Origin of the sequence: Roseateles sp., from assembly GCF_044373315.1 — a bacterium.
GTDB lineage: Bacteria > Pseudomonadota > Gammaproteobacteria > Burkholderiales > Burkholderiaceae_C > JACDQM01.
This window is the reverse complement of the sequence record NZ_JBILQK010000007.1, coordinates 17,885-38,165: the sequence shown is the minus strand read 5'-3', so window position 1 is coordinate 38,165 and position 20,281 is coordinate 17,885. Positions and strand designations below refer to the sequence as shown.

Below are 20,281 nucleotides of genomic sequence, written 5' to 3'. Positions count from 1 at the left end.
GTGGAGCTTCTGTCTTCAGTCTTGCTTGATCGGTTGTCCCAGCAGGCGCAGCACTTCGCGGATCGCCTGCGCCCGGTCCTTGGGATCGGAGAGCTGCTTGTCGATGCGCAGCTTGTCGTTGCCGACCAGCTTGATGGTCCGGTTCTTCTGCACCAGTTCGATCACACGCATCGCGTCGATCGGCGGGTTGGGGCGGAAGTTGATGTTCATCACCGTGGGTGCGGCGTCGATCTTGGCGACGCCATAGGGCTTGGCCAGCACGCGCAGGCGGTGCGTGTCGAACAGGGTCTGGCCCTGGGCCGGCAGCTTGCCGAAGCGGTCGGTGATCTCTTCCAGCATTGCGTCGATTTGCTCGGGCTTCTCGGCCGTGGCCAGGCGCTTGTAGAGCGAGAGCCGTACGTGCACGTCGCCGCAGTAGGCATCGGGCAGCAGCGCAGGCGCGTGCAGATTGATCTCGGTGGTGGCGCCCAGCGGGCTCAGCAGGTCGGGTTCCTTGCCGGCCTTCAGGCAGCGCACCGCTTCCGACAGCATCTCGTTGTAGAGCTGGAAGCCCACTTCCATCATGTTGCCGCTCTGGTTCTCGCCCAGCACCTCGCCGGCGCCGCGGATCTCCAGGTCGTGCATCGCCAGATAGAAGCCCGAGCCCAGCTCTTCCATCGCCTGGATCGCCTCCAGCCGCTGTGCCGCCTGCTTGCTCAGGCCTTCCACGTCCGGCACCATCAGGTAGGCATAGGCTTGGTGGTGCGAGCGGCCGACGCGGCCGCGTAGCTGGTGCAGCTGGGCCAGGCCGAACTTGTCGGCGCGGCTCATGATGATGGTGTTGGCGCTGGGCACGTCGATGCCGGTCTCGATGATGGTTGAGCACAGCAGCAGGTTGTGCTTGCCCTGCACGAACTCGCGCATCACGCGCTCCAGCTCGCGCTCGGGCATCTGGCCGTGGGCGATGACGATGCGCGCCTCCGGCACCAGCTCTTCGAGCTTCTGGCGTCGGTTCTCGATGGTCTCCACCTCGTTGTGCAGGAAGTAGACCTGGCCGCCGCGCTTCAATTCGCGCAGCACCGCCTCGCGGATGGTGCCGCTGGTCTCGCTGCGCACAAAGGTCTTGATGGCCAGGCGCCGCTGCGGCGCGGTGGCGATCACGCTCAGGTCACGCAGGCCTTCCAGCGCCATACCAAGCGTGCGCGGAATCGGGGTGGCGGTCAGCGTCAGCACGTCCACCTCGGCGCGCATGGCCTTCATCGCCTCCTTGTGCCGTACGCCGAAACGGTGCTCCTCGTCGATGATCAAGAGGCCAAGGCGCGCGAACTTCACGTCGGCCGAGAGCAGCTTGTGCGTGCCGATAACGATGTCGATGGTGCCGTCCGCCAGGCCTTCCATCGCGGCCTTGATTTCCTTGGCTGAGCGGAAACGGCTCATCTCGGCCACCTTGACGGGCCATTTGCCGAAGCGGTCGGCGATGTTCTGGTAATGCTGCTCGGCCAGCAGCGTGGTGGGTGCCAGAAGCGCCACCTGCTTGCCACCCATGACAGCAACAAAAGCGGCGCGCAGCGCGACTTCCGTCTTGCCGAAACCCACATCGCCGCAGACCAGGCGGTCCATCGGCTTGGGCGAAATCATGTCCTGGATCACCGCATGGATGGCGGCGCGCTGGTCGGGTGTTTCCTCGAAGCCGAAGCTGGCCGCGAAGGCCTCGTAGTCGTGGCCCGAATAGCGGAAGGCATGGCCTTCGCGGGCCGCGCGGCGGGCGTAGAGATTCAGCAGCTCGGCCGCGGTGTCGCGTACCTGCTCGGCAGCGCGGCGCTTGGCCTTTTCCCACTGACCCGAGCCCAGCCGGTGCAGCGGTGCTTCTTCAGCTGACACGCCGGTGTAGCGGCTGATCAGGTGCAGCTGTGCCACCGGCACATAAAGCGTGGCCTTGTCGGCGTATTCGAGGTGCAGGAACTCCGAAGGGCCATCGCCCAGGTCGATGTGGATCAGGCCCTGGTAGCGGCCGATACCGTGGTTTACATGCACCACCGGGTCGCCGACCTTCAGTTCGCTGAGATCCTTGATCAGCGCATTGACGTCGCTGACCTGCTCCTGCTTGCGGCGCCGGCGTGTGGTCGGCGTCGTGGCGAAGAGCTCGGTCTCGGTGAACAACTGGATCGTCCGCCCGTCTTCTGGCTCAAACCAGAAGAAACCCGATGCCAGCGGCGCTGCGGTGATTGCGAATTTCTCGTCGCCGGCCTCGAACTCGGTCAGGTCCTTCACCGAGGGCGGGTCGATCTTGTTGTCGCGCAGCAATTCCAGCAGGCTCTCGCGCCGGCCCTCGCTCTCAGCCAGTAGCAGCACGCGGTGCGGCGTGCTCTGCAGGTGAGTGGCCAGGCGGGCCAGCGGCTCCTGCGCGCCGCGCTCCACGCTGACGTCGGGCAGCGGGCGCGCCCACTCCACCGGCTCGTTGCCGCGCACCGCCAGCACCGCATGCGGGTGCGTGGCGGCGAAGAACTCCTCGACCTTCAGGAAGATCTCTTCCGGCGGCAGAATGGGCCGCTCGGGGTCGTGCTGCAGGAAGCGGTGGCGTTCGCGTGTATCGGTCCAGAAGCGGTTCAGCGCCTCGTCGATCTCGCCGTGCAGGGCCAGTGCGGCCTCGCTGCCGAGGAAGTCGAAGATGCTGGCAGTCTGCTCGAAGAAGATCGGCAGAAAGTACTCGATACCGCCAGTGGCAATGCCCTGGTCGATGTCCTTGTAGATGCGCGCCTTGGTCGGGTCGCCTTCCATCTTCTCGCGCCAGCGGGCGCGAAAGGCCTTGCGCGCCGACTCATCCAGCGGGAATTCGCGGCCGGGCAGCAGGCGCACCTCGGGCACGGGGTAGAGGCTGCGCTGGCTGTCGGGGTCGAAGGTGCGGATGGAATCCACCTCGTCGCCGAACAGGTCGACGCGGTAGGGCACCAGCGAACCCATCGGGAACAGGTCGATCAGGCCGCCGCGCACCGCGTATTCGCCGGGCGACACCACCTGCGAGACATGCTGGTAGCCGCCCAGCGTGAGCTGCGACTTCAGGCTGGTCTCGTCCAGGCGCTGCTTGGTTTTGAAGTTGAAGGTGGTGGCGGCCAGAAAGGCGGGTGGCGCCAGACGCGTCAACGCCGTGGTGGCCGGCAGCAGCACCACGTCGACATCCCGGTCCTCGTGCTTCTTGCCTTGGGCTTGCAGCAGCCGCCACAGCGTGGCCAGGCGCTCGGAAATCAGGTCCTGGTGCGGGCTGAAGCTGTCGTAGGGCAGGGTTTCCCAGTCGGGAAAGACAGCCACGCGCAACTCGGGCGCGAAGAACTTCAGCTCGTCTTCCAGGCGCTGCGTGTCGCCGGGCTCGGCGGTGATCACAGCGCACAGGCGGCCGGCCGCTGCCTGCGCTTGCGCAAAGCGCGCCAGCAGCAGCGCGTCGGCCGAGCCGGTGGGGCGCGGCTGGTTGAATTTCTTGCCGGGGAGGATGGGAGGCAGGTGCATGGCTTCAGAAACGACAACAGCCCCAGTCGGGGGCTACCGGCATTGTAGAGAGGCAGGGGATAGACCCAGACCTCGGCCGGCGCTTCACGTGGCATGCTTCGCGCCTGCGTCAGCTTGGAGCATCTGCGAATGAAGGTCGGAATCTATCTGTTTGACGAGGTCGAGGTGCTGGATTTCGCTGGCCCGTTCGAGGTGTTCTCGACCGCCTCGCGCTTGGCTGAGCGCGACGGCCTGGCGGCGCCTTTCGAGGTGTTGACGCTGGGTTCAGCGCCTGGACCGGTGCGCGCGCGTGGAGGTCTGCTGGTGACGCCGGTGATGGCACGTGAGCAGGCCCAGGGCCTGGACGTGCTGATCATTCCAGGCGGCGTCGTGAGCGCCGAGCTGAACCGCCCGGGCCTGGACGATTGGCTGACCGCGCAGAGCCTTCAGACCAAGGTGCTCGCCTCGATCTGCACCGGCGCGTTTCTGCTGGAGAAGGCCGGCCTGCTGAACGAGCGCCAGGCCATCACGCATTGGGAAGACCTGGACGATCTGCGCGCCGCCTCTCTGGCCTCGGGCTCGCTGCTGACGGTGCTGCCCAGCCCGCAGCGCTGGGTCGAGGCAAGGCCCTGGGTGCACAAGGGCGGGCGCTGCCGCATGTTCACATCGGCGGGTATTTCCGCCGGCATCGACCTGAGCCTGCATCTGGTGGCCGAGCTGGCGTCGATGGAACTGGCCTTGCGTACCGCGCGGCAGATGGACTATGACTGGCGCGATGTGGGCAGCGCCTTCGTGGCCTCGGGCTTCGGCAATTCCGGCTTCGGCCCGGCAGGCCTGTAGGCCCCGACCTTACTTCAGCCCGCCGCTGAGGAACTGCTGCAGGCGCTGGCTCTGCGGCCGGGCCAGCACTTCGCGCGGATGGCCCTCTTCCTCGACACGGCCCTGGTGCAGGAACATCGTGTGCGTGGACACCTCGCGCGCAAAACCCATCTCATGCGTGACCACGATCATCGTGCGGCCCTCGGCGGCCAGGTCGCGCATCACCTTAAGCACTTCGCCCACCAGCTCAGGGTCCAGCGCGGAGGTCGGCTCGTCGAACAGCATCACCTCGGGCTCGACGGCCAGCGCGCGGGCGATCGCCACGCGCTGCTGCTCGCCGCCAGAGAGCTGGGCCGGGTAGACGTCCTTGCGGTGCGCCACGCCCACGCGGGCCAGCAGCGCCTCGGCCTTTTCCAATGCTTCGGCCTTGGGCACGCCGAGCACATGGACCGGCGCCTCGATGACGTTTTCCAGCACCGTGCGGTGGCCCCAGAGATTGAAGTTCTGGAACACCATGGCAAGGCGCGCGCGCCAGCGCTGCAGCTGCTTGGCATCGGCGGCCTTGAGGCTGCCGTCGCGGTCGCGCACCAGCTTCAGTTCCTCGCCGGTCAGTGTGAGCCGGCCTTCCCAGGGCTGTTCCAGCAGGTTCAGGCAGCGCAGAAAGGTGCTCTTGCCTGAGCCGGAGGAACCGATCAGCGTGATCACATCGCCCTGGTTCGCCGACAGCGAGACGCCCTTGAGCACCTCGCGCTCGCCATAGCGCTTGTGCAGATTTTCGACGGTGAGGCTGCTGGTGCTCATCTCAGTCCCCAAGCAGCTTGCCGGTGCGCAGGGCGGTTGTTCCGGCCACCTTGCCGACCTTCATGCCGGCATGTGCATAACGCACGCAGTCGCGGGCGAAGAACAGGCCGTCGACGGGGCTCTTCAGCTCGGTGACGGCATTGCTGATCGGGTCGATCACATGGGCCAGCACCTCGCCGGCACTGACCATCTCGCCGACATGACGCACAAAGGTCAGCACGCCGGCCACCGGTGTCTTCAGCGGCATGCAGCCGGCGAGCGGGCGGGCGTCGCCCAGCGGCGCGGGCAGTGGCGGTACCTCGCCGCTGATGAAGCCGCGCAGCGTCAGGAAATCGATCAGATGGCGCGCGTCGGCTTCGGCCTGGGCATGCTCCACATCGGCCTGGCCGCGCAATTCCACGGTCACCGACAGGCAGGCCTGGCGCAGCGGGAAGCGCTCGCCGAAGCGCTTTGCCAGCTTCCACCAGGGCTGCGAGCAGGCCTCGTCGAAGGGCTGGTCGCCGGAGTCCTGGGCCAGCAGCGTCACCTGCGCGCCCAGGTAGGCCGCCAGCGGCTCGCATTCGGGCCAGCAGGGCGTCTCGGTGTAGAGGTGCATGGTGGCCTGCGCGTCGCAGTGCAGGTCCAGCACGATGTCGGCGTCGGCCGACAGGCTCAGCAGCGTCCGGCGCAGCGACTGCAGCTCGGTGTCGGCCGGCGCGGCCTTGGCCGCAGCGTGCAGGGCGCGCTTGACGACGCGCACATTGTGTTCAAGATCGGGCCCGAGTTCGGACTCGACCACCGCACCGGCGATGGCGGCCAGGTCGGGGTAGTGGCGGTTGAAGTTCTCGCCGCTGCAGCTCTCGAAACGGCCCAGGTGGCCGTGCAGCAGGAACTGCGACAGGCCGATCGGGTTGGCCATCGGGACCAGCACGATTTCGCCGCGGAGGCGGCCCTCGGCTTCGAGCGCATCCAGGCGTTTGCGCAGGTGGTGGGCTACCAGCATGCCCGGCAGTTCGTCGGCGTGCAGCGAGGCCTGGATATAGCACTTGGGGCCTTGGCCCGGCTCGACGGACTGGCCGTAATGCAGCGAAACGAGCTCGCGCTGCGTGCCCGGCGCCGGGGAAGTCAGGAGGTGTTTGCGTTGTTGCATGGGTGCTCAGCGCGGCATCAGTGGCTTGAGCCAGCGCGCCTCGGCCTTGTGGAACAGGCCCACCAGCACCAGCGTCATCAGGAAGTAGAAGACGGCGGCGGTGATGAAGGCCTCGAAAGGGATGTAGTAAGTGGCATTGACCTGGCGCGCTGCGCCGGTCAGGTCCATCAGAGTCACGATGCTTGCCAGCGCGGTGCCGTGCAGCATGAAGATGGCCTCGTTGCTGTAGGCCGGTAGCGCGCGCCGCAGCGCGCTGGGCAGCACGATTCGGCGCAGCATCACCCAGCGGCTCATGCCCAGCGACTTGGCGGCCTCGATCTCGCCATGCGGCAAGGCCCGGATCGCGCCGGCGATGATCTCCACCGTGTAGGCGCAGGTGTTCAGCACGAAGGCCAGGCAGACGCAGAACCAGGCCGAGCTGAACCAGGGCCACAGCAGGCTCTCGCGCACCCACTCGAACTGGGCCAGGCCGTAATAGATCAGGAACAGCTGCACCAGCATTGGTGTGCCGCGGAACACATAGGTGTAGAACCAGATTGGCCGCGAGATCCACGGCGACGGCAGGCTGCGCAGCACCGCCAGCGGAATCGCCAGCAGCAGGCCCAGCGACAGCGAGATCAGCAGCAGCTGCAGCGTGGTCCAGGCGCCGCTCAGGTAGAGCGGCAGGTTCTCGACGATGGCTTCGAAGTTCATAGCGAACCCTTGCGCACGCCGATCGAGAAGCGCCGCTGCAATTGGTCGAACAGCAGTTCAGATAGCGTCGTGAAGGCCAGGTAGATCACCGCTACGGCCAGGTAGAAGGAGAAGGGTTCGCGCGTGGTGCCGGCGGCCTGCGAGCCGCGTGTCATCAGATCGTGCAGGCCGATCACCGAGACGATGGCCGTGCTCTTGATCAGCACCAGCCAGTTGTTGGACAGGCCCGGCAGCACATGGCGGAACATCTGCGGGAAGGTGATGCGCCAGCTGACCTGCCAGGGGCTCATGCCAAAGGCAAGGCCGGCTTCGCGCTGTCCCGGCGGCACCGCCATGAAGGCGCCGCGGAAGGCCTCGGTCAGGTAGGCGCCGAAGATGAAGCCGATGGTGGCCACACCGGCCACATAGGGGTTGATGTCGATGTAGTCCTCATGGCCCAGGCGCAGTGCGATCTCGTTGATCGCCACCTGGCCGCCATAAAAGATCAGCAGCATCAGGACCAGATCCGGCACGCCGCGGATCAGCGTGGTGTAGACATGGGCCAGACCGCGGGCGAAGGCCCAGCGCGACAGCTTGGCCATCGCTCCCGCCAGGCCCAGCACCATGGCCAGCGCCATCGAAGCCAGGGCCACGCTCAGCGTGACCATCGCGCCTTCCAGCAGGCTGGGAAGAAAACCGTGCAGAAACATGCTCTATCCATTGCCGCCACACGCCCCTGACGGGGGGCTGTCCCGGAAACCAACAGTCCTCAGGACTGTTGGTGCCTGGACAGCGCCGGAGCCTGAGGCTCCGGCCGGCGCAGCCGGTACGGGGGTGGATTACTTCTTCGGCGAGATGTCGTACGCGAAGTACTTGTCGTTGAGCTTCTTGAAGGTGCCGTTGGCGCGCAGCGCGTCGATGGCGTCGTTGAACTTCTTGCCCAGGGCCTTCTCGTCGGCCTTGCGCATGCCCACGCCTGAGCCGACGCCGAAGTACTTCACATCGTCAAAGCTCGGGCCGGTGAAGGCGAAGCCCTTGCCGGCGTCGGTCTTCAGGAAGCCCATGTCGATGGCGACCATGTCGGCCACGGTGGCGTCGATGCGGCCGCTCTTCAGGTCCAGGAAGGCCTGGTCCTGGGTAGCGTAGCGCACGATCTCGCTTTGCTTGAAGGTGTCGGCGGCGAACTTCTCGTGGATGGTGGCGCGCTGCACGCCGATCTTCTTGCCCTTCAGGCCGGCAGGGGAGATGTCCAGCTTGGCGTCAGCCTTGGCAGCGAAGCGGGCCGGCGTGTTGTAGTAGGCCTTGGAGAAGGCGATGGCCTTCTTGCGCTCTTCGGTGATGGACATCGACGCGATGATGGCGTCGACCTTGCGCGCCTGCAGGGCCGGAATCAGGCCGTCGAAATCCTGCTGCACCAGCGTGCACTCAGCCTTCATCTCGGCGCACAGGGCTTGCGCGTACTCGATCTCGAAGCCCTTGAGCTTGCCGTCCTTGTCGACTTCAGAGAAGGGCGGGTAGGCGCCTTCCACACCGATGCGGATCTTCTTCCAGTCCGGAGCCTGGGCATGGGCGGTGACGGCGGCGCAGGCCAGTGCGGCCAGGGCGATCAGGGAACGACGTTGCATGAAAACACTCCTTGGTGGGAAACAGAGGTGAGACGCGATGAAACCGGCATGTTCCTATGCCTGGGCCTGGGCAGTCATCAGGGTTTGAGCGATTGCAAAAACTGGGTCAAGGCGGTCACGGTGGCCTTGGGATCTTCTTCGTGCGGGACATTGCCCAGGCTGTCGAACATCACCAGCTGGCTGCCCGCGATGGCCTTGGCGAAGATTTCGGCATTTGCGGGAGGAATCAGTCGATCTCGCGCGCCCCAGAGAATCAGCGTCGGTTGCCGCAGCGTGGGCAGTCGGTCCGCATAGTAGCCCGGACGCAGTTGCCGGAAGCGCTGCACCAGCGCGGCGCGGTTGCCTTCGCGCAGGGTCAGCTCGAAATAGCGGTCGACCACGCCGGGTTTGATGCGCCCCGGGTTGCCATAGACGTTGTGCACGCTGGACTCGACCATGCGGCGCGGCAACAGGCCCTCGGCCAGGGTCTGCACGCCCGGCAGGCGCGCCACGCGGAAACCCAGCGGCACGGACTCGGGGTTGACCGCCAGGCCCGCAGGGTCCACCAGCACCAGGGCGGCCACCCGCTCGGGCCGCTCAGCCGCCAGCTGCCAGGCGATCTGGCCACCCAAGGAATTGCCCCCCAGCACCACCTTCGGCAGCTTCAACTGGTCCAGCAGGGCCAGCACGAAGGCGAGGTAAGCCTCATCGCTGTAGTCGTCCTTGATGCTGGGGCCGGTGAGGCCAAAACCCGGCAGGTCGAAGGTGATGACGCGCCGGTTCTCGGCTTTCAGCGCCTTGGCCCAGGCCTCCCAGGTGTGGAGGCTGGAGGCGGTGCCATGCATCAGCACGATGGGCAGCGGGTCGCCGCGCGGGCCCTCGTCCCGGTAATGCACCAGCTGGCCGCCCAAGTCCAGAAAGTCTGACGGCGGCGGCGCCCAGCGCGCCACCAGGCTTTCCAGCGGACGCTCGGGCGCGCGGAAGGCGGCCATCAGCAGTGCCAGACCCAGCAGGGCAATGCCTGCCACGCGCAGCAGCCAGCCCAGCACGCCGATGCGCTCTTGGCTCATTTTGCGCGATGGGCCTCGCTGGCCGGGCGCTGGATCGTGCTTGACGGCTCCAGCCCGGCATCCAGCGCTTCCCGCTGGTCGAACACGAAGCAGCTGCCGTGGTAATGCGCGCCGCCGGCCTGCTCGAAGTATTTCAGGATGCCGCCCTCGAGCTGGTAGACCGGGCCGTCCAGCCCCTGCTGTTGCAGGTAGATGGCGGCCTTCTCGCAGCGGATGCCGCCGGTGCAGAAGCTGACCACCGTCTTGCCCTTGAGCTCCTCCAGATGCTGCTGTACCGCGTCGGGGAACTCGCTGAACTTGCTGATGCGCCAGTCGATCGCGCCATCGAAAGTGCCGTAGTCCACCTCGAAGGCATTGCGGGTGTCCAGCGTCACCACCGGGCGCCCGTCGTCGTCGTGCCCCTGGTCCAGCCAGCGGGCCAGCGTGGTGGGCAGCACCGCGGGCGCGCGCTCAGCCTGGTCGGGCCGTATCGCCGGGAAGTTCATGCGGATGATCTCCGGCTTGACCTTGACCAGCAGCTTCTTGAAAGGCACCGCGGTCGACCAGCTCTCCTTGGGCTCCAGCGCGGCGAAGCGCGCGTCCTCGCGCAAGGTGGCCACCCAGGCGCGCACTTCGTCCGGCGGGCCGGCCAGGAACAGATTGATGCCTTCCTCGGCGATCAGCACGGTGCCCTTGAGTTGCAGCGCGAGGGCTCGTTCGTGCAGGCGCTCTCGCAGGGCGGGGGCATCGTCCAGCCCGACGAACAGATAGGCCGAGATGTTCAGGACAGGGGCGGGGGCGCTGGCTTGCATAAGAGGGTCAGGATTGTAGGCTGGCCCTCAGCCAAGCCCTGGGCGCAGCAGACGGTTGACCGCTCTTTGCATCAGGCTGGGTTCGGCCACCTCGGTGGCCAGGCCTTCCGCGCGCAGCCGCTCCAGGGCGCGCCGCGTCATGGTGTGCATGCCGCCGGCCATCTGGCTGCTGAACATGAAGAAGCTGGCGCTGTCGCTGCGCCACAGCAGCTGCGCCGAGGCCCAGTGCCCCTGCAGGAACATTTTGCAGCGGGTGCCGGGCCGCAGGCTGCCGACCCAGGCCGAGGGGCTGGTCGCCGTGTCTTGTTCGCCGTCGTCCAGCCCCATCGGTACGGTCGGCAGATGGCCGATGCTGGTGTCGATCTGTGAGGGCGGGCTCCAGCGGTCCTGGTCGGTTTCAGGCTGCAGCAGTTCGCGCAGCAAGGCCTGTTCGTCGCTGAGGGCCGGGGTCGCCGCGGCCTGCCGAGCCTCTGCGGGCGGTGGCGCCACAGGTACCGGCTTGCGTGCCGGCGGCAGCAGGCGCTCGCGATGGATGGACATCAGTTCATCGAGAAAGGCGTTGCGGCTGTCGGCGCCTAGCTCGATCAGGTCCATGCCCTGCTGCAGGCGCTGGATCAAGGAGGGCAGCCGCTCGCGCAGCTGCAAACGGGCAGCGTTGTCTGCCGTGGGTTCCAGCGAGCTGAGCAAGTCGTCGACGCAGACCATCAGCTCCTGCACATGCGCTGCGTCTGCCCCTTCGTCCGCAATCGCTCGCGCCAGCACTTCCGTCCACGGTCCGAGCAGGAACTCCAGCAAAGCCGGTGTCAGATGGCTCGAAGCCTGAGCCTGCTGGAGCACCTGCGGTCTGAGCAGGCCCAGCAGCTCAAGATGGCGCTCCTGCCGGCTCAGTGCGTCAACGGCGGCTTCGGACTGTTGAAGCTGCTCGCGCTGTTCCTGCGCGATATAGCCTTGCAGGTCAGTCAAGGCGGTGTCGAAGGCGGCGCGGTCGGGCTGCGGCAGTGCGCTGAGCTTGTGCACCAGCTCCGACACAAAGACCAGGAAGGCGCTGCCGCGCGGATCCGTGTCGGCCGGGTGGTCGGCGGCGTGTGCCGCGATCTGGTTGATCAGGGTCCAGGTGGGGTGGCGTTGCGAGTCCAGCAGCGTGGGCTCGCGCTGGCTCAGGGCCAGCACCGCCGATTGCATCTGACTCAGGTGCTGCTTGACCGAAGCATGCAGTTCCGCATCAGCCAGAAACTGCTGAAACAGCCGGCCCAGCAGCTCAGGCGTGCCCACCTCCGAAGGGCCGAGGCGACCGCGCAGCGTTTCCAGTGCACCCGGACGGTCGATGTCCAGGCCGGGATCCTGCGCCGGCCCTGCGGCGGCTGGGCCGTGACCAGTCCTGCTGCTGGTGCTGGGGCGTGCAAAGGGCTTGGGCTTCACGCCCCAGGCCTGCAACTGCTCGCAGGCGAACGCAGCCAGTGCTTGCATCTGCTCGGCCAGGGCAGCGGAGAGCGCCGCCATCAGCGCCTGGCGCGTTGTTGCATCCAAGGTCATGCCCTGGCTGGCCGCGCTCAGGGCACGACCAAAGGCGGCGGATCGAAGCGGATGGGCGTGGTCCTCGGCGCTCAGGCTGGCGTGCAGGGCTGACAGGTCTCGCAGCTCCCACTCGGCTCGCAGTTCGATCTGCTGGATGCTGCGGGAGATTTCGATGTCGCGCTCAGCCTGCGCTTCGTCCACCAGGGTCAGCTCGTCCAGATTCAGCGGGCCGCTGTGGCGCGTCAGGGCGCGGGCCGGCGGTTCCGGCTTCAAGGCTTCGAGAAAGGCACGCTCGCAGGAGAGCTGCAAGCCCGGTTGAGTCGCCTGCAGCGCCTTGGCCGCGCTCGATTGGGCGGCTGGGTTCTTGCCAGGCTCCCGCAGCTTCTGCTCTGCGCTGAGCAAGAGCTGACGGCTGAGCTCCGGCAGCCGTTCCGCCAGCACCTGGCGAAGCTTCAGGTCGATCGCCTCGCTCATGGGCTGCGGCGTGTGGAGCCCGCCGCGCGCGTGGGGGGCAGGCCGGTGCACAGCTCGATGCGGCCCGGGTTGTAGACCGACCAGCCCGTGCGGTTGCGTCGCGCATCCTGCAGCGCGGCAAAGGTTGTGCTGTCAGGGCGCAGCAGTTCAAGCGCCGGGCGCTCGGCCTCGGGCATCTCGGCCAACATGCGCACGCGCTGGATGCCCAGCCCTTGATCGGGCTTGTCATAGAAACCCATATTGGCGCCGCCGCGCGGCAGGCTGGACAGGTTTTCGATGCCCTTGAGAACACGGCCGACCGTGGTGATGTTGAGGTCCAGAGCGCGGGGTGCATGGCCGATCACCGCATAGAGCGAACTGCCGTTGCTGGAATCCGCCTCGTTGCCGCGGCCCGCACCGACCATGCCGTAGCAATGCGCCAGCCAGGCGCGGCCGGTCTTTGGATCGGCGCCGACAGGGAACGCATCTACATAGCCGTTGACTGGCGCCCAGCCGTCGGTTTCCTTCAGCGCTGTGAAGGGCAGGCCGGCCAGCGCTGCCGAGAACTCGGCCGGCAGCTTGGCGCTGGCGGCGGCGGGCAGGGCACGGGCACGTTCAGGCGCGCCGGCATTCGGGTCGCCCCATTGCGTGACGAAGCCATCCTGCACGCGCAGAACGGCCAGGCCGTCGAAATAGCCGCCGCGCACCAGGGCGCGGATGTTGGCAGCATGCCGGGGCGCGAAGCGTGCGGCCAGCGCGATCACGACCGGCCCTTGCGGCAGGTCCATCTGCAGGGTGTTCTCGGGATCGAGCGCCTGCCAGTCACTGGCGGGCGACTGCGCCAGGATCTCGGCGGCGCTGCGGGGCGGCTGCGGCTTGGCCGCAGGCTCGGCGTCCTTGGCACTGGCGGCGCCTGCCATGCCGAGCAGGCCGCTGAGCAGCAGCGCGGTGGCGATCGGGGCGCCGATGAATCGAGGGCGGGATGGGCGTGTTTGCATGGGCTGTGAGCATAGCTGCGCCGGCCGCGGCTGCCGGGCAGGCCAAACCCGGGAGGAGGCAGGCGGCTCTCTACAATCCGGCCATGTCTTTTGTCCATCTGCGCACCCATACCGAGTACTCCGTCGTTGACGGCACCCTGACCATCGATGACGCCGCCAAGGCCGCGGCCGCGGACGGCCAAGTGGCCCTGGGCCTGAGCGATCTGGCCAATATGTTTGGCGCGGTGAAGTTCTACAACGCATGCCGAGGCAAGGGCGTCAAGCCGGTGCTGGGTGCCGACTGCTGGATCGAGCCCGAGAGCGCCGATCGCCAGCCCACCCGCGTACTTCTGCTGGTGCAGAACACCCAGGGCTATCTGAACATCAGCGAGCTGCTGTCGCGTGCCTGGATACAGAACGTGCACCGCAACCAGGCCTGCCTGAAGCTGGAGTGGATGCAGGAACTCAGCGAAGGACTGATCTGCCTGTCGGGCGCGCAGTTCGGCGCCGTCGGCCAGGCGCTGATGAATGGCGACAAGGTGCGCGCCACGGATTGGGCCCAGCGCCTGGCGGCCGTCTACCCGAAGCGCTTCTACATCGAGTTGCAGCGCGCCGGCCTGCCGGGCCAGGAGGCGCTGGTGCGCGCCTCGGTGCCGTTTGCGGCCAAGCTGGGCCTGCCAGTTGTGGCGACGCATCCGGTGCAGTTCCTTGCCGAGGAGGATTTTGAGGCGCATGAGGCGCGCGTCTGTGTGGCCGAGGGCGAAACCCTGGCCAATCCCAAGCGCATCAAGCGCTTCCTGCCCGGCCAGTTCTTCAAGAGCCAGGCCGAAATGGAGGCGCTGTTCGCCGACATCCCGTCGGCCATCGCCAACACGGTGGAGATCGCGCGGCGCTGCAGCCTCAAGCTGGTGCTGGGCAAGCCGCAGCTGCCCAACTTCCCCACGCCCATCCAGGACGACGGCACGCCGATGCCGATGGAGCAGTACTTCCGCGAGCTTTCTTTCGAGGGCTTGAATCAGCGCCTGGCACAGCTCTATCCGGACCCTGAGAAGCGCGAGGCCGAACGGCCGCGCTATGTCGAACGCCTGGAGTTCGAGCTGGTCACCATCGTCAAGATGGGCTTCCCGGGCTACTTCCTGATCGTGTCGGACTTCATCCGCTGGGCCAAGGCCAATGGCTGCCCGGTGGGCCCGGGCCGGGGCTCGGGTGCGGGCTCGCTGGTGGCCTATGTGCTGTCGATCACCGATCTGGACCCGCTGCGCTACAACCTGCTGTTCGAGCGCTTCCTGAACCCCGAGCGGGTCTCGATGCCCGACTTCGACATCGACTTCTGCCAGGGCAATCGCGACCGCGTCATCGACTACGTCAAGGACAAGTATGGGCGCCCGGCGGTCAGCCAGATTGCGACCTTCGGCACCATGGCCGCCAAGGCGGCGCTGCGCGACATCGGCCGCGTGCTGGGTATGGGGTTCGGCCATGTGGATTCGATCGCCAAGCTGATCCCGGCGCCGCCGGGCAAGACCGTGACGCTGGCCAAGCTGCCGCCGGACTTCGACCCGGACAAGGCCAAGGTGATCTACGCCCGCCACGAGGCGCCCGAGATCGAGGAACGCGAGGCGCAGGAAGAGGAAGTGGCCGAGTTGCTGAAGCTGGCCGCGCGCGTCGAGGGCATGGTCCGCAATATCGGCATGCATGCCGGCGGCGTGCTGATCGCACCGGGCAAGATCACCGACTTCTGCCCCATGTACCAGCAGCCGGGCTCGACCAGCGCGGTGAGCATGTACGACAAGGACGACGTCGAGGCCATCGGTCTGGTGAAGTTCGACTTTCTAGGTCTGGCGACGCTGACCATCCTGGAGCTGGCCAAGGATTTCATCGTCGCCCGCCACGCCGATCGCCAGGGCTTTGACTTTGCCAATGTGCCGCTGGACGACCGCAAGGTGTTCAAGCTGTTCGGCGATGGTTACTCGGAGAGCGTTTTCCAGTTTGAATCGCCTGGCATGCAGCGCCTGCTGAAGGACGCCAAGCCCTCGCGCTTCGAGGACCTGATCGCGCTGGTGTCGCTGTACCGGCCGGGGCCTATGGACCTGATCCCGTCCTTCGTTGCGCGCAAGCACGGCAAGGAAACCATCGAGTACCCGCACCCGCTGCTGGGCCAGGTGCTGGAGGAAACCTACGGCGTCTTCGTCTACCAGGAGCAGGTGATGCAGGCAGCCCAGGTGCTGGGCGGCTATAGCCTGGGCGGCGCCGACATGCTGCGCCGCGCGATGGGCAAGAAGAAGGCCGAAGAGATGGCCATGCACCGCGAGATCTTCCGCAAGGGCGCCGCGGAGAAGGGCATCGACCAGGCCAAGGCCGACGAGGTCTTCGACCTGATGGAGAAGTTCGCGGGCTACGGCTTCAACAAGTCGCACGCTGCCGCCTATGCGCTGCTGAGCTATCACACGGCCTGGCTGAAGACGCATTACACGGCCGAGTTCTACGCCGCGAACATGACCATTGAAATGGACGACACCGACAAGCTCAAGGTGTTGCTCAATGACGCGAAGATCTTCGGCATCGCCTTCCAGCCGCCTTGCGTCAACAAGGGCACGTATCGCTTCGAGCCGCTGGACAACAAGCTGGTGAACTACGGCCTGGGCGCGGTCAAGGGCACGGGTCGTGGTGCCATCGAGGCCATCGTGGCGGCGCGTGAAGAGGGTGGTCCGTTCAAGAGCTTCTTCGACTTCTGCGCCCGCGTGGACCGCAAGTCGGTCAACAAGCGCGTGGTGGAGGCACTGGTCAAGGCCGGTGCCTTCGATAGCATCGAGCCCGATCGTGCCAGCCTGCTGGCCAGCGTGGCGCTGGGCTACACCTTTGCCGACAAGCTGGTGCAGAACGCCGACCAGGGCGGCTTGTTCGACTTCGACGACACGCATGGCTCCTCAACTGCCGAGCCGGATCTGGTCGAGGCAGCGCCGTGGAGCATCAAGGAACGACTGTCACTGGAGAAGACGGCCATCGGCTTCTATCTTTCCGGCCACCTGTTCGACCAGAGCGGCGAGGAGGTGCGCCGCATGGTGCGTCGGCGCATCGTCGACCTGCAGGACAGCCGTGAGCCGGTGATGGTGGCCGGCATCGTGGGCGAGATGCGCATCATCAATGGCCAGCGTGGCCGCGTGGCCATCTTCAAGCTCGACGACAAGACCGACGCCATCGAGGCGGTCGCCAATGAGGAACTGCTCAACAGCGCCCGCGAGACACTGGCTGAGGATGAGCTGATCATCTGCTCGGGCAAGGTGCAGAACGACCGCTTCTCGGGCGGCCTGCGTATGAATGTGCAGCAGGTCTGGGATCTCGCTGGCGCGCGGGCGCGCTTCGGCAAATTCCTCCGGCTGACGGCCAACGGCGTCGCGCCGCCTGTGGCCGAAGTGGTCAAGACCTGGCCCCCGCGCCGTATTGAATCCGAGCAAGGCCCGCTGCTGCAGGGGCTGTCGCTGCGTCTGTCGATCAAGCGCGAGGGCGCTTCAGGTGAACTGGACTTGGGCGAGGCGGCCAAGTTCTGGCCCTGCGACGAGGCGCTCGCCCGTTTCGCAGGCGCGCATGATGAGGTGCCGCAGGTCAGCTACGACTGAGTGATCGGGGCATGGTGCCTGTCGCAAGGTGGTGGGCGCCGTCCGTGGCATGCGCTGCCGCACGGGCCGGTGCAGAGCTGAGGGCACAACAGAGGCTTGTTCAACGCCAAGCTGACTTCCCACAGGCCTTAAGCTAGGCGGATGAGCACGACGCCTTCGACCGGACTGATCCTGACCGGGGGCGGCGCGCGCGCCGCCTATCAGGTCGGCGTGCTCGCCGCCCTGGCGCAGTTGCGCCGCGATGCCGGCGTCAGCGGCAGCAGCCCCTTTCCCATCATTGCCGGGACATCGGCCGGGGCGATCAATGCGTCGACGCTGGCCTGCCTGGCGGACGACTTTGATTCGGCGGTCGATGGCCTGGTGCACATCTGGCAGAACATCCATGTCGACCAGGTCTACCGGGCGGATTCCTTCGGTGTGATCCGCACCGGCGCCCGCTGGATGACGATGATGAGCCTGGGCTGGGCGCTGGCCCGCTGGAAGCGCTCACGCCCGCGCAGCCTGCTGGACAACGAACCGCTGGGCGCTCTGCTGCGCCGCTGGGTGAGGCTGGATCGTTTGGACGCCATGCTGGAGCAGGGCCATCTGCAGGCCCTGGCCATCAGTGGCTCCAGCTACACCTCGGGCCAGCATGTGACCTTCTATCAGACGCACAAGCCGGTCGAGCCCTGGCTGCGCTCGCAGCGCATCGCCACGCGGGCGCGGATGACGATTGCGCACCTGATGGCCTCGTCGGCCATCCCTTTCATCTTTCCGGCGGAGCAGTTGGAACTCGATGGCCAGCTGGAGTGGTTCGGTGATGGTTCGATGCGTCAGAGCGCGCCGATCTCGCCGGCCGTGCACCTGGGCGCCGAGCGCGTGTTGGTGATCGGCGCCGGACGCATGCACGAGCCAACCGGCCCGCGCCACGTGCAGGTGACTGGCCATCCGAGCATGGCGCAGATTGCCGGCCATGCCCTGTCGAACATCTTTCTGGATGCGCTGGCGGTGGATGTCGAGCGTCTGCAACGCATCAACAACACGCTGTCCCTGCTGCCCGAGGAAGCGCGGCGCAATACCGCTTTGCGGCCTATCGATGTGCTGGTGATTGCGCCAAGCCGGCGCCTTGATGATCTGGCGGCCGAACACCAGGGCAGCCTGCCGCCGACGATGCGCGGCTTGCTGCGCAGCGTGGGTGTGCAGGGCGAGGGCAAGGGCGCCAGCGGTTCGGCGCTGACCAGCTATCTGCTGTTTGAGCCCTCGTTCACGGGGGAATTGATCATGCTGGGCATGTCGGATACCTTGGCGCGGCGGGCCGAGGTGCAGCGTTTCTTCGGCTGGCCGGCACAGGCGCCGAGTGTCGATCCCGCATCGATGCGGCGTCGATCAGCCGGCTTCGCCGACTCAACGGCCGCAGCTTGAACCGCCAGGGGCACAAGCCCGGCCGGCGGTTGACCAGGCGTGCGCCGGTGTTTACATTACTGACCAGTCAGTCAGTACGATTCCTGTCAAACACCATGTCCAGCCGCCCGGACACCGATTCCTTGAGCAGCGAAACCTTGGCCGCGCAAGCCGGCGGTGCTCGCCGTCGTCGCAAGGAGGCGCGTCCGCAGGAGTTGCTGGCCGCCGCCCTCGAGCTGTTTGTGGAAAAGGGCTACGCGGCGACACGCTCTGAAGAAGTCGCTGCGCGCGCCGGTGTATCCAAGGGCACGCTGTACCTGTACTACGCATCGAAGGAAGAGCTCTTCAAGGCCATGGTGCGTGATTGCCTGGGTTCCCCGATCGCCGAGGCGCGTGCGATGGCGGCGCAGTTCGAAGGCAGCATGACCGAGTTGCTGGCGATTCTGCTGCGGGAGTGGTGGGCGCACATGGGGCAAACAGCAGCGGGCGGCATCAGCAAGATCATGATGGCCGAAGCGCGCAACTTCCCGGAGCTGGCAAGCTTTTTCGTTGACGAGGTGATCAACCCCTCGAATGATCAGCTGGCCGAGGTGATCCGGCGCGGCATCGCCGCGGGTGAATTCCGCCCGGTGCCGGCCGACGCGGCGGTGGAGGTGCTGATTGCGCCGATGCTGCACATGGTGATGCACCAGCATTCATTCGGTGCCTGTTCGGTGGGCGGCCGTACCGTCGATCCGGAGGCAGTGCTGCAGGTGCAGCTGGATCTGATGTTGAACGGCCTGCTCGCGCCCTCCGAAAAAACCAACTGAGACGACCCGACGCATGAAGCGCAAGACTGCCCTGGTTTCCCTGCTTGTTCTGCTTGCACTTGGCGCCGCTGGCGGTCTGCTGTTGAAACGCGCCAAAGCGCCTGCACCCGTGGCACCCTCAGCAGCCGCAAGTGCGGTGTTGCAGCTGGGGCCGCTGGATCTGGCCCAGGTACAGAGCCTGCGTGTGGAGCGTCAGGTCGAGCTCTCCGGTGGGATCAAGGCTGTCGATCAGGCCCTGATCAAGGCCAAGGTGGCGGCCGAGCTCAAAACGCTGTCAGTGCGCGAAGGCGACACGGTCCGTGCTGGCCAGTTGCTCGGTGAGCTGGACAGTACCGAGCTGGTGTGGCGCTTGCGCCAAGCCGAGCAGTCGGCTGCGGCGTCCAAGGCACAGGCCGAGATCACGCGTCGCACGCTTGACAACAACCGTGCACTGGTCGGTCAGGGCTTCATTTCGAGCACGGCACTGGAAGCCGCGCAATCCAGCGATGCAGCGGCCCAGGCCAATTTGCAGGCGGCCCAGGCTGCCGTGGAGCTGGCTCGCAAGGCGCTGGCGGATGCCCGGCTGATTGCACCGATTTCCGGCCAGGTCTCGCAGCGTCTGGCGCAGCCGGGCGAGCGCGTGCCGTTGGATGGTCGCATCCTCGAGATCGTTGATCTGGCTAAATTGGAGCTTGAGGCCGCCTTGCCGGCCGAGCAGGCCGCGGCCTTGCGCATCGGCGCCCAGGCGCGGCTCGACGTCGACGGGCAGGCGCTGGCGGCCACGCTGGTTCGCGTCAATCCATCCGCGCAGGCAGGATCGCGCTCTGTGCTGGTGTATCTGCGTCTGGACCACCCACAGGGCCTGCGGCACGGCATGTTTGCCCGCGGCACGCTTGCGCTCGAGTCCCGCGATGCGCTGGCCTTGCCTGTGCACACACTGCGCATCGAGAAGGCGCGCCCCTATGTGCTGAAGGTGCAGGACGGGCAGATCAAGACGGTGACGGTGGAGACCGGCATCAGCGGCGAGGCGCTGGTCGACGGGCAGCGCCAGGGCGTGATCGAGATCCGCAGCGGCCTGGCCCTGGGCGACCGGGTCTTGACCGGGGCCTCGGGCCAGGTGCCCGAAGGCGCTCGGGTCAGGATGGCGGCGTCCCAGCAGGTCATGCCGGCCGCTTCCGCAGCCTCGCGCTGAAGCCCGGAGCGCGACGC

Annotated in this window: 15 protein-coding genes; 5 read left to right on the top strand and 10 right to left on the bottom strand. The window is 66.6% G+C overall.

Annotated features, from left to right (window positions below; genetic code table 11):
- Window positions 1-15: 15 nt before the first annotated feature.
- A complete protein-coding gene (gene mfd, locus ACIQ67_RS03275; protein WP_397532923.1) occupies window positions 16-3,480 on the bottom strand; it encodes a transcription-repair coupling factor in 3,465 nt (1,154 codons plus the stop codon).
- Between the two features lie 129 nt (window positions 3,481-3,609).
- On the opposite strand from mfd, the gene ACIQ67_RS03270 reads away from it, so the two are divergent.
- Window positions 3,610-4,299: a DJ-1/PfpI family protein gene (locus ACIQ67_RS03270; RefSeq protein WP_397532922.1), complete on the top strand. Its 690-nt coding sequence runs from the start codon at window positions 3,610-3,612 to the stop codon at window positions 4,297-4,299.
- Window positions 4,300-4,308: 9 nt separating this feature from the next.
- On the opposite strand, the gene ACIQ67_RS03265 is transcribed toward ACIQ67_RS03270, so the two are convergent.
- From ACIQ67_RS03265 to ACIQ67_RS03225, 9 genes are all read right to left on the bottom strand, one after another.
- On the bottom strand, window positions 4,309-5,079 hold the full coding sequence (locus ACIQ67_RS03265; protein WP_397532921.1) for an ABC transporter ATP-binding protein: 771 nt from the start codon (window positions 5,077-5,079) through the stop codon (window positions 4,309-4,311).
- 1 nt (window position 5,080) lies between these two features.
- The gene (locus tag ACIQ67_RS03260) at window positions 5,081-6,208 is read right to left on the bottom strand and encodes a succinylglutamate desuccinylase/aspartoacylase family protein (RefSeq protein ID WP_397532920.1); all 1,128 of its coding nucleotides are present in this window, start codon (window positions 6,206-6,208) and stop codon (window positions 5,081-5,083) included.
- Between the two features lie 6 nt (window positions 6,209-6,214).
- Entirely contained in the window at window positions 6,215-6,901 is a 687-nt protein-coding gene (locus tag ACIQ67_RS03255) for an ABC transporter permease (RefSeq protein ID WP_397532919.1), read from the bottom strand.
- On the bottom strand, window positions 6,898-7,590 hold the full coding sequence (locus tag ACIQ67_RS03250) for an ABC transporter permease (protein WP_397532918.1): 693 nt from the start codon (window positions 7,588-7,590) through the stop codon (window positions 6,898-6,900). The genes ACIQ67_RS03255 and ACIQ67_RS03250 overlap by 4 nt, the downstream gene beginning before the upstream one ends.
- Before the next feature lie 129 nt (window positions 7,591-7,719).
- Window positions 7,720-8,505 (bottom strand): ABC transporter substrate-binding protein, encoded by a 786-nt coding sequence (locus ACIQ67_RS03245; RefSeq protein WP_397532917.1) that lies wholly within the window; start codon window positions 8,503-8,505, stop codon window positions 7,720-7,722.
- A gap of 77 nt (window positions 8,506-8,582) precedes the next feature.
- Complete coding sequence (locus tag ACIQ67_RS03240; RefSeq protein WP_397532916.1) at window positions 8,583-9,554, bottom strand: alpha/beta fold hydrolase; 972 nt, start codon at window positions 9,552-9,554, stop codon at window positions 8,583-8,585.
- The gene (locus ACIQ67_RS03235) at window positions 9,551-10,345 is read right to left on the bottom strand and encodes a sulfurtransferase (RefSeq protein WP_397532915.1); all 795 of its coding nucleotides are present in this window, start codon (window positions 10,343-10,345) and stop codon (window positions 9,551-9,553) included. The genes ACIQ67_RS03240 and ACIQ67_RS03235 overlap by 4 nt, the downstream gene beginning before the upstream one ends.
- A gap of 27 nt (window positions 10,346-10,372) precedes the next feature.
- Entirely contained in the window at window positions 10,373-12,334 is a 1,962-nt protein-coding gene (locus tag ACIQ67_RS03230) for a DUF1631 family protein (RefSeq protein ID WP_397532914.1), read from the bottom strand.
- A complete protein-coding gene (locus ACIQ67_RS03225) occupies window positions 12,331-13,311 on the bottom strand; it encodes a peptidylprolyl isomerase (protein ID WP_397532913.1) in 981 nt (326 codons plus the stop codon). The genes ACIQ67_RS03230 and ACIQ67_RS03225 overlap by 4 nt, the downstream gene beginning before the upstream one ends.
- Before the next feature lie 83 nt (window positions 13,312-13,394).
- Here ACIQ67_RS03225 and dnaE point away from each other — a divergent pair, with 83 nt between their 5' ends.
- The 4 genes from dnaE to ACIQ67_RS03205 all read left to right on the top strand — a co-directional run bounded on the left by dnaE (window position 13,395) and on the right by ACIQ67_RS03205 (window position 20,264).
- Entirely contained in the window at window positions 13,395-16,904 is a 3,510-nt protein-coding gene (gene dnaE, locus ACIQ67_RS03220; RefSeq protein ID WP_397532912.1) for a DNA polymerase III subunit alpha, read from the top strand.
- Between the two features lie 141 nt (window positions 16,905-17,045).
- Window positions 17,046-18,305, top strand: coding sequence for a patatin-like phospholipase family protein (locus tag ACIQ67_RS03215; protein ID WP_397532911.1), 1,260 nt, complete (start codon window positions 17,046-17,048; stop codon window positions 18,303-18,305).
- Window positions 18,302-19,093, top strand: a complete 792-nt coding sequence (locus tag ACIQ67_RS03210; RefSeq protein ID WP_397532910.1) for a TetR/AcrR family transcriptional regulator — start codon at window positions 18,302-18,304, stop codon at window positions 19,091-19,093. Before ACIQ67_RS03215 ends, ACIQ67_RS03210 begins: the two co-directional genes overlap by 4 nt.
- Window positions 19,094-19,106: 13 nt before the next feature.
- A complete protein-coding gene (locus ACIQ67_RS03205) occupies window positions 19,107-20,264 on the top strand; it encodes an efflux RND transporter periplasmic adaptor subunit (protein WP_397532909.1) in 1,158 nt (385 codons plus the stop codon).
- Window positions 20,265-20,281 lie beyond the last annotated feature (17 nt).

Coding starts and splice junctions, on each gene's coding strand:
- ACIQ67_RS03230 (WP_397532914.1), bottom strand. CDS start 12,334: ATGAGCGAGGCGATCGACCTGAAGCTTCGCCAGGTGCTGGCGGAACGG.
- ACIQ67_RS03245 (WP_397532917.1), bottom strand. CDS start 8,505: ATGCAACGTCGTTCCCTGATCGCCCTGGCCGCACTGGCCTGCGCCGCC.
- ACIQ67_RS03225 (WP_397532913.1), bottom strand. CDS start 13,311: ATGCAAACACGCCCATCCCGCCCTCGATTCATCGGCGCCCCGATCGCC.
- ACIQ67_RS03240 (WP_397532916.1), bottom strand. CDS start 9,554: ATGAGCCAAGAGCGCATCGGCGTGCTGGGCTGGCTGCTGCGCGTGGCA.
- ACIQ67_RS03215 (WP_397532911.1), top strand. CDS start 17,046: ATGAGCACGACGCCTTCGACCGGACTGATCCTGACCGGGGGCGGCGCG.
- ACIQ67_RS03265 (WP_397532921.1), bottom strand. CDS start 5,079: ATGAGCACCAGCAGCCTCACCGTCGAAAATCTGCACAAGCGCTATGGC.
- ACIQ67_RS03270 (WP_397532922.1), top strand. CDS start 3,610: ATGAAGGTCGGAATCTATCTGTTTGACGAGGTCGAGGTGCTGGATTTC.
- ACIQ67_RS03260 (WP_397532920.1), bottom strand. CDS start 6,208: ATGCAACAACGCAAACACCTCCTGACTTCCCCGGCGCCGGGCACGCAG.
- ACIQ67_RS03205 (WP_397532909.1), top strand. CDS start 19,107: ATGAAGCGCAAGACTGCCCTGGTTTCCCTGCTTGTTCTGCTTGCACTT.
- dnaE (WP_397532912.1), top strand. CDS start 13,395: ATGTCTTTTGTCCATCTGCGCACCCATACCGAGTACTCCGTCGTTGAC.
- mfd (WP_397532923.1), bottom strand. CDS start 3,480: ATGCACCTGCCTCCCATCCTCCCCGGCAAGAAATTCAACCAGCCGCGC.
- ACIQ67_RS03255 (WP_397532919.1), bottom strand. CDS start 6,901: ATGAACTTCGAAGCCATCGTCGAGAACCTGCCGCTCTACCTGAGCGGC.
- ACIQ67_RS03250 (WP_397532918.1), bottom strand. CDS start 7,590: ATGTTTCTGCACGGTTTTCTTCCCAGCCTGCTGGAAGGCGCGATGGTC.
- ACIQ67_RS03235 (WP_397532915.1), bottom strand. CDS start 10,345: ATGCAAGCCAGCGCCCCCGCCCCTGTCCTGAACATCTCGGCCTATCTG.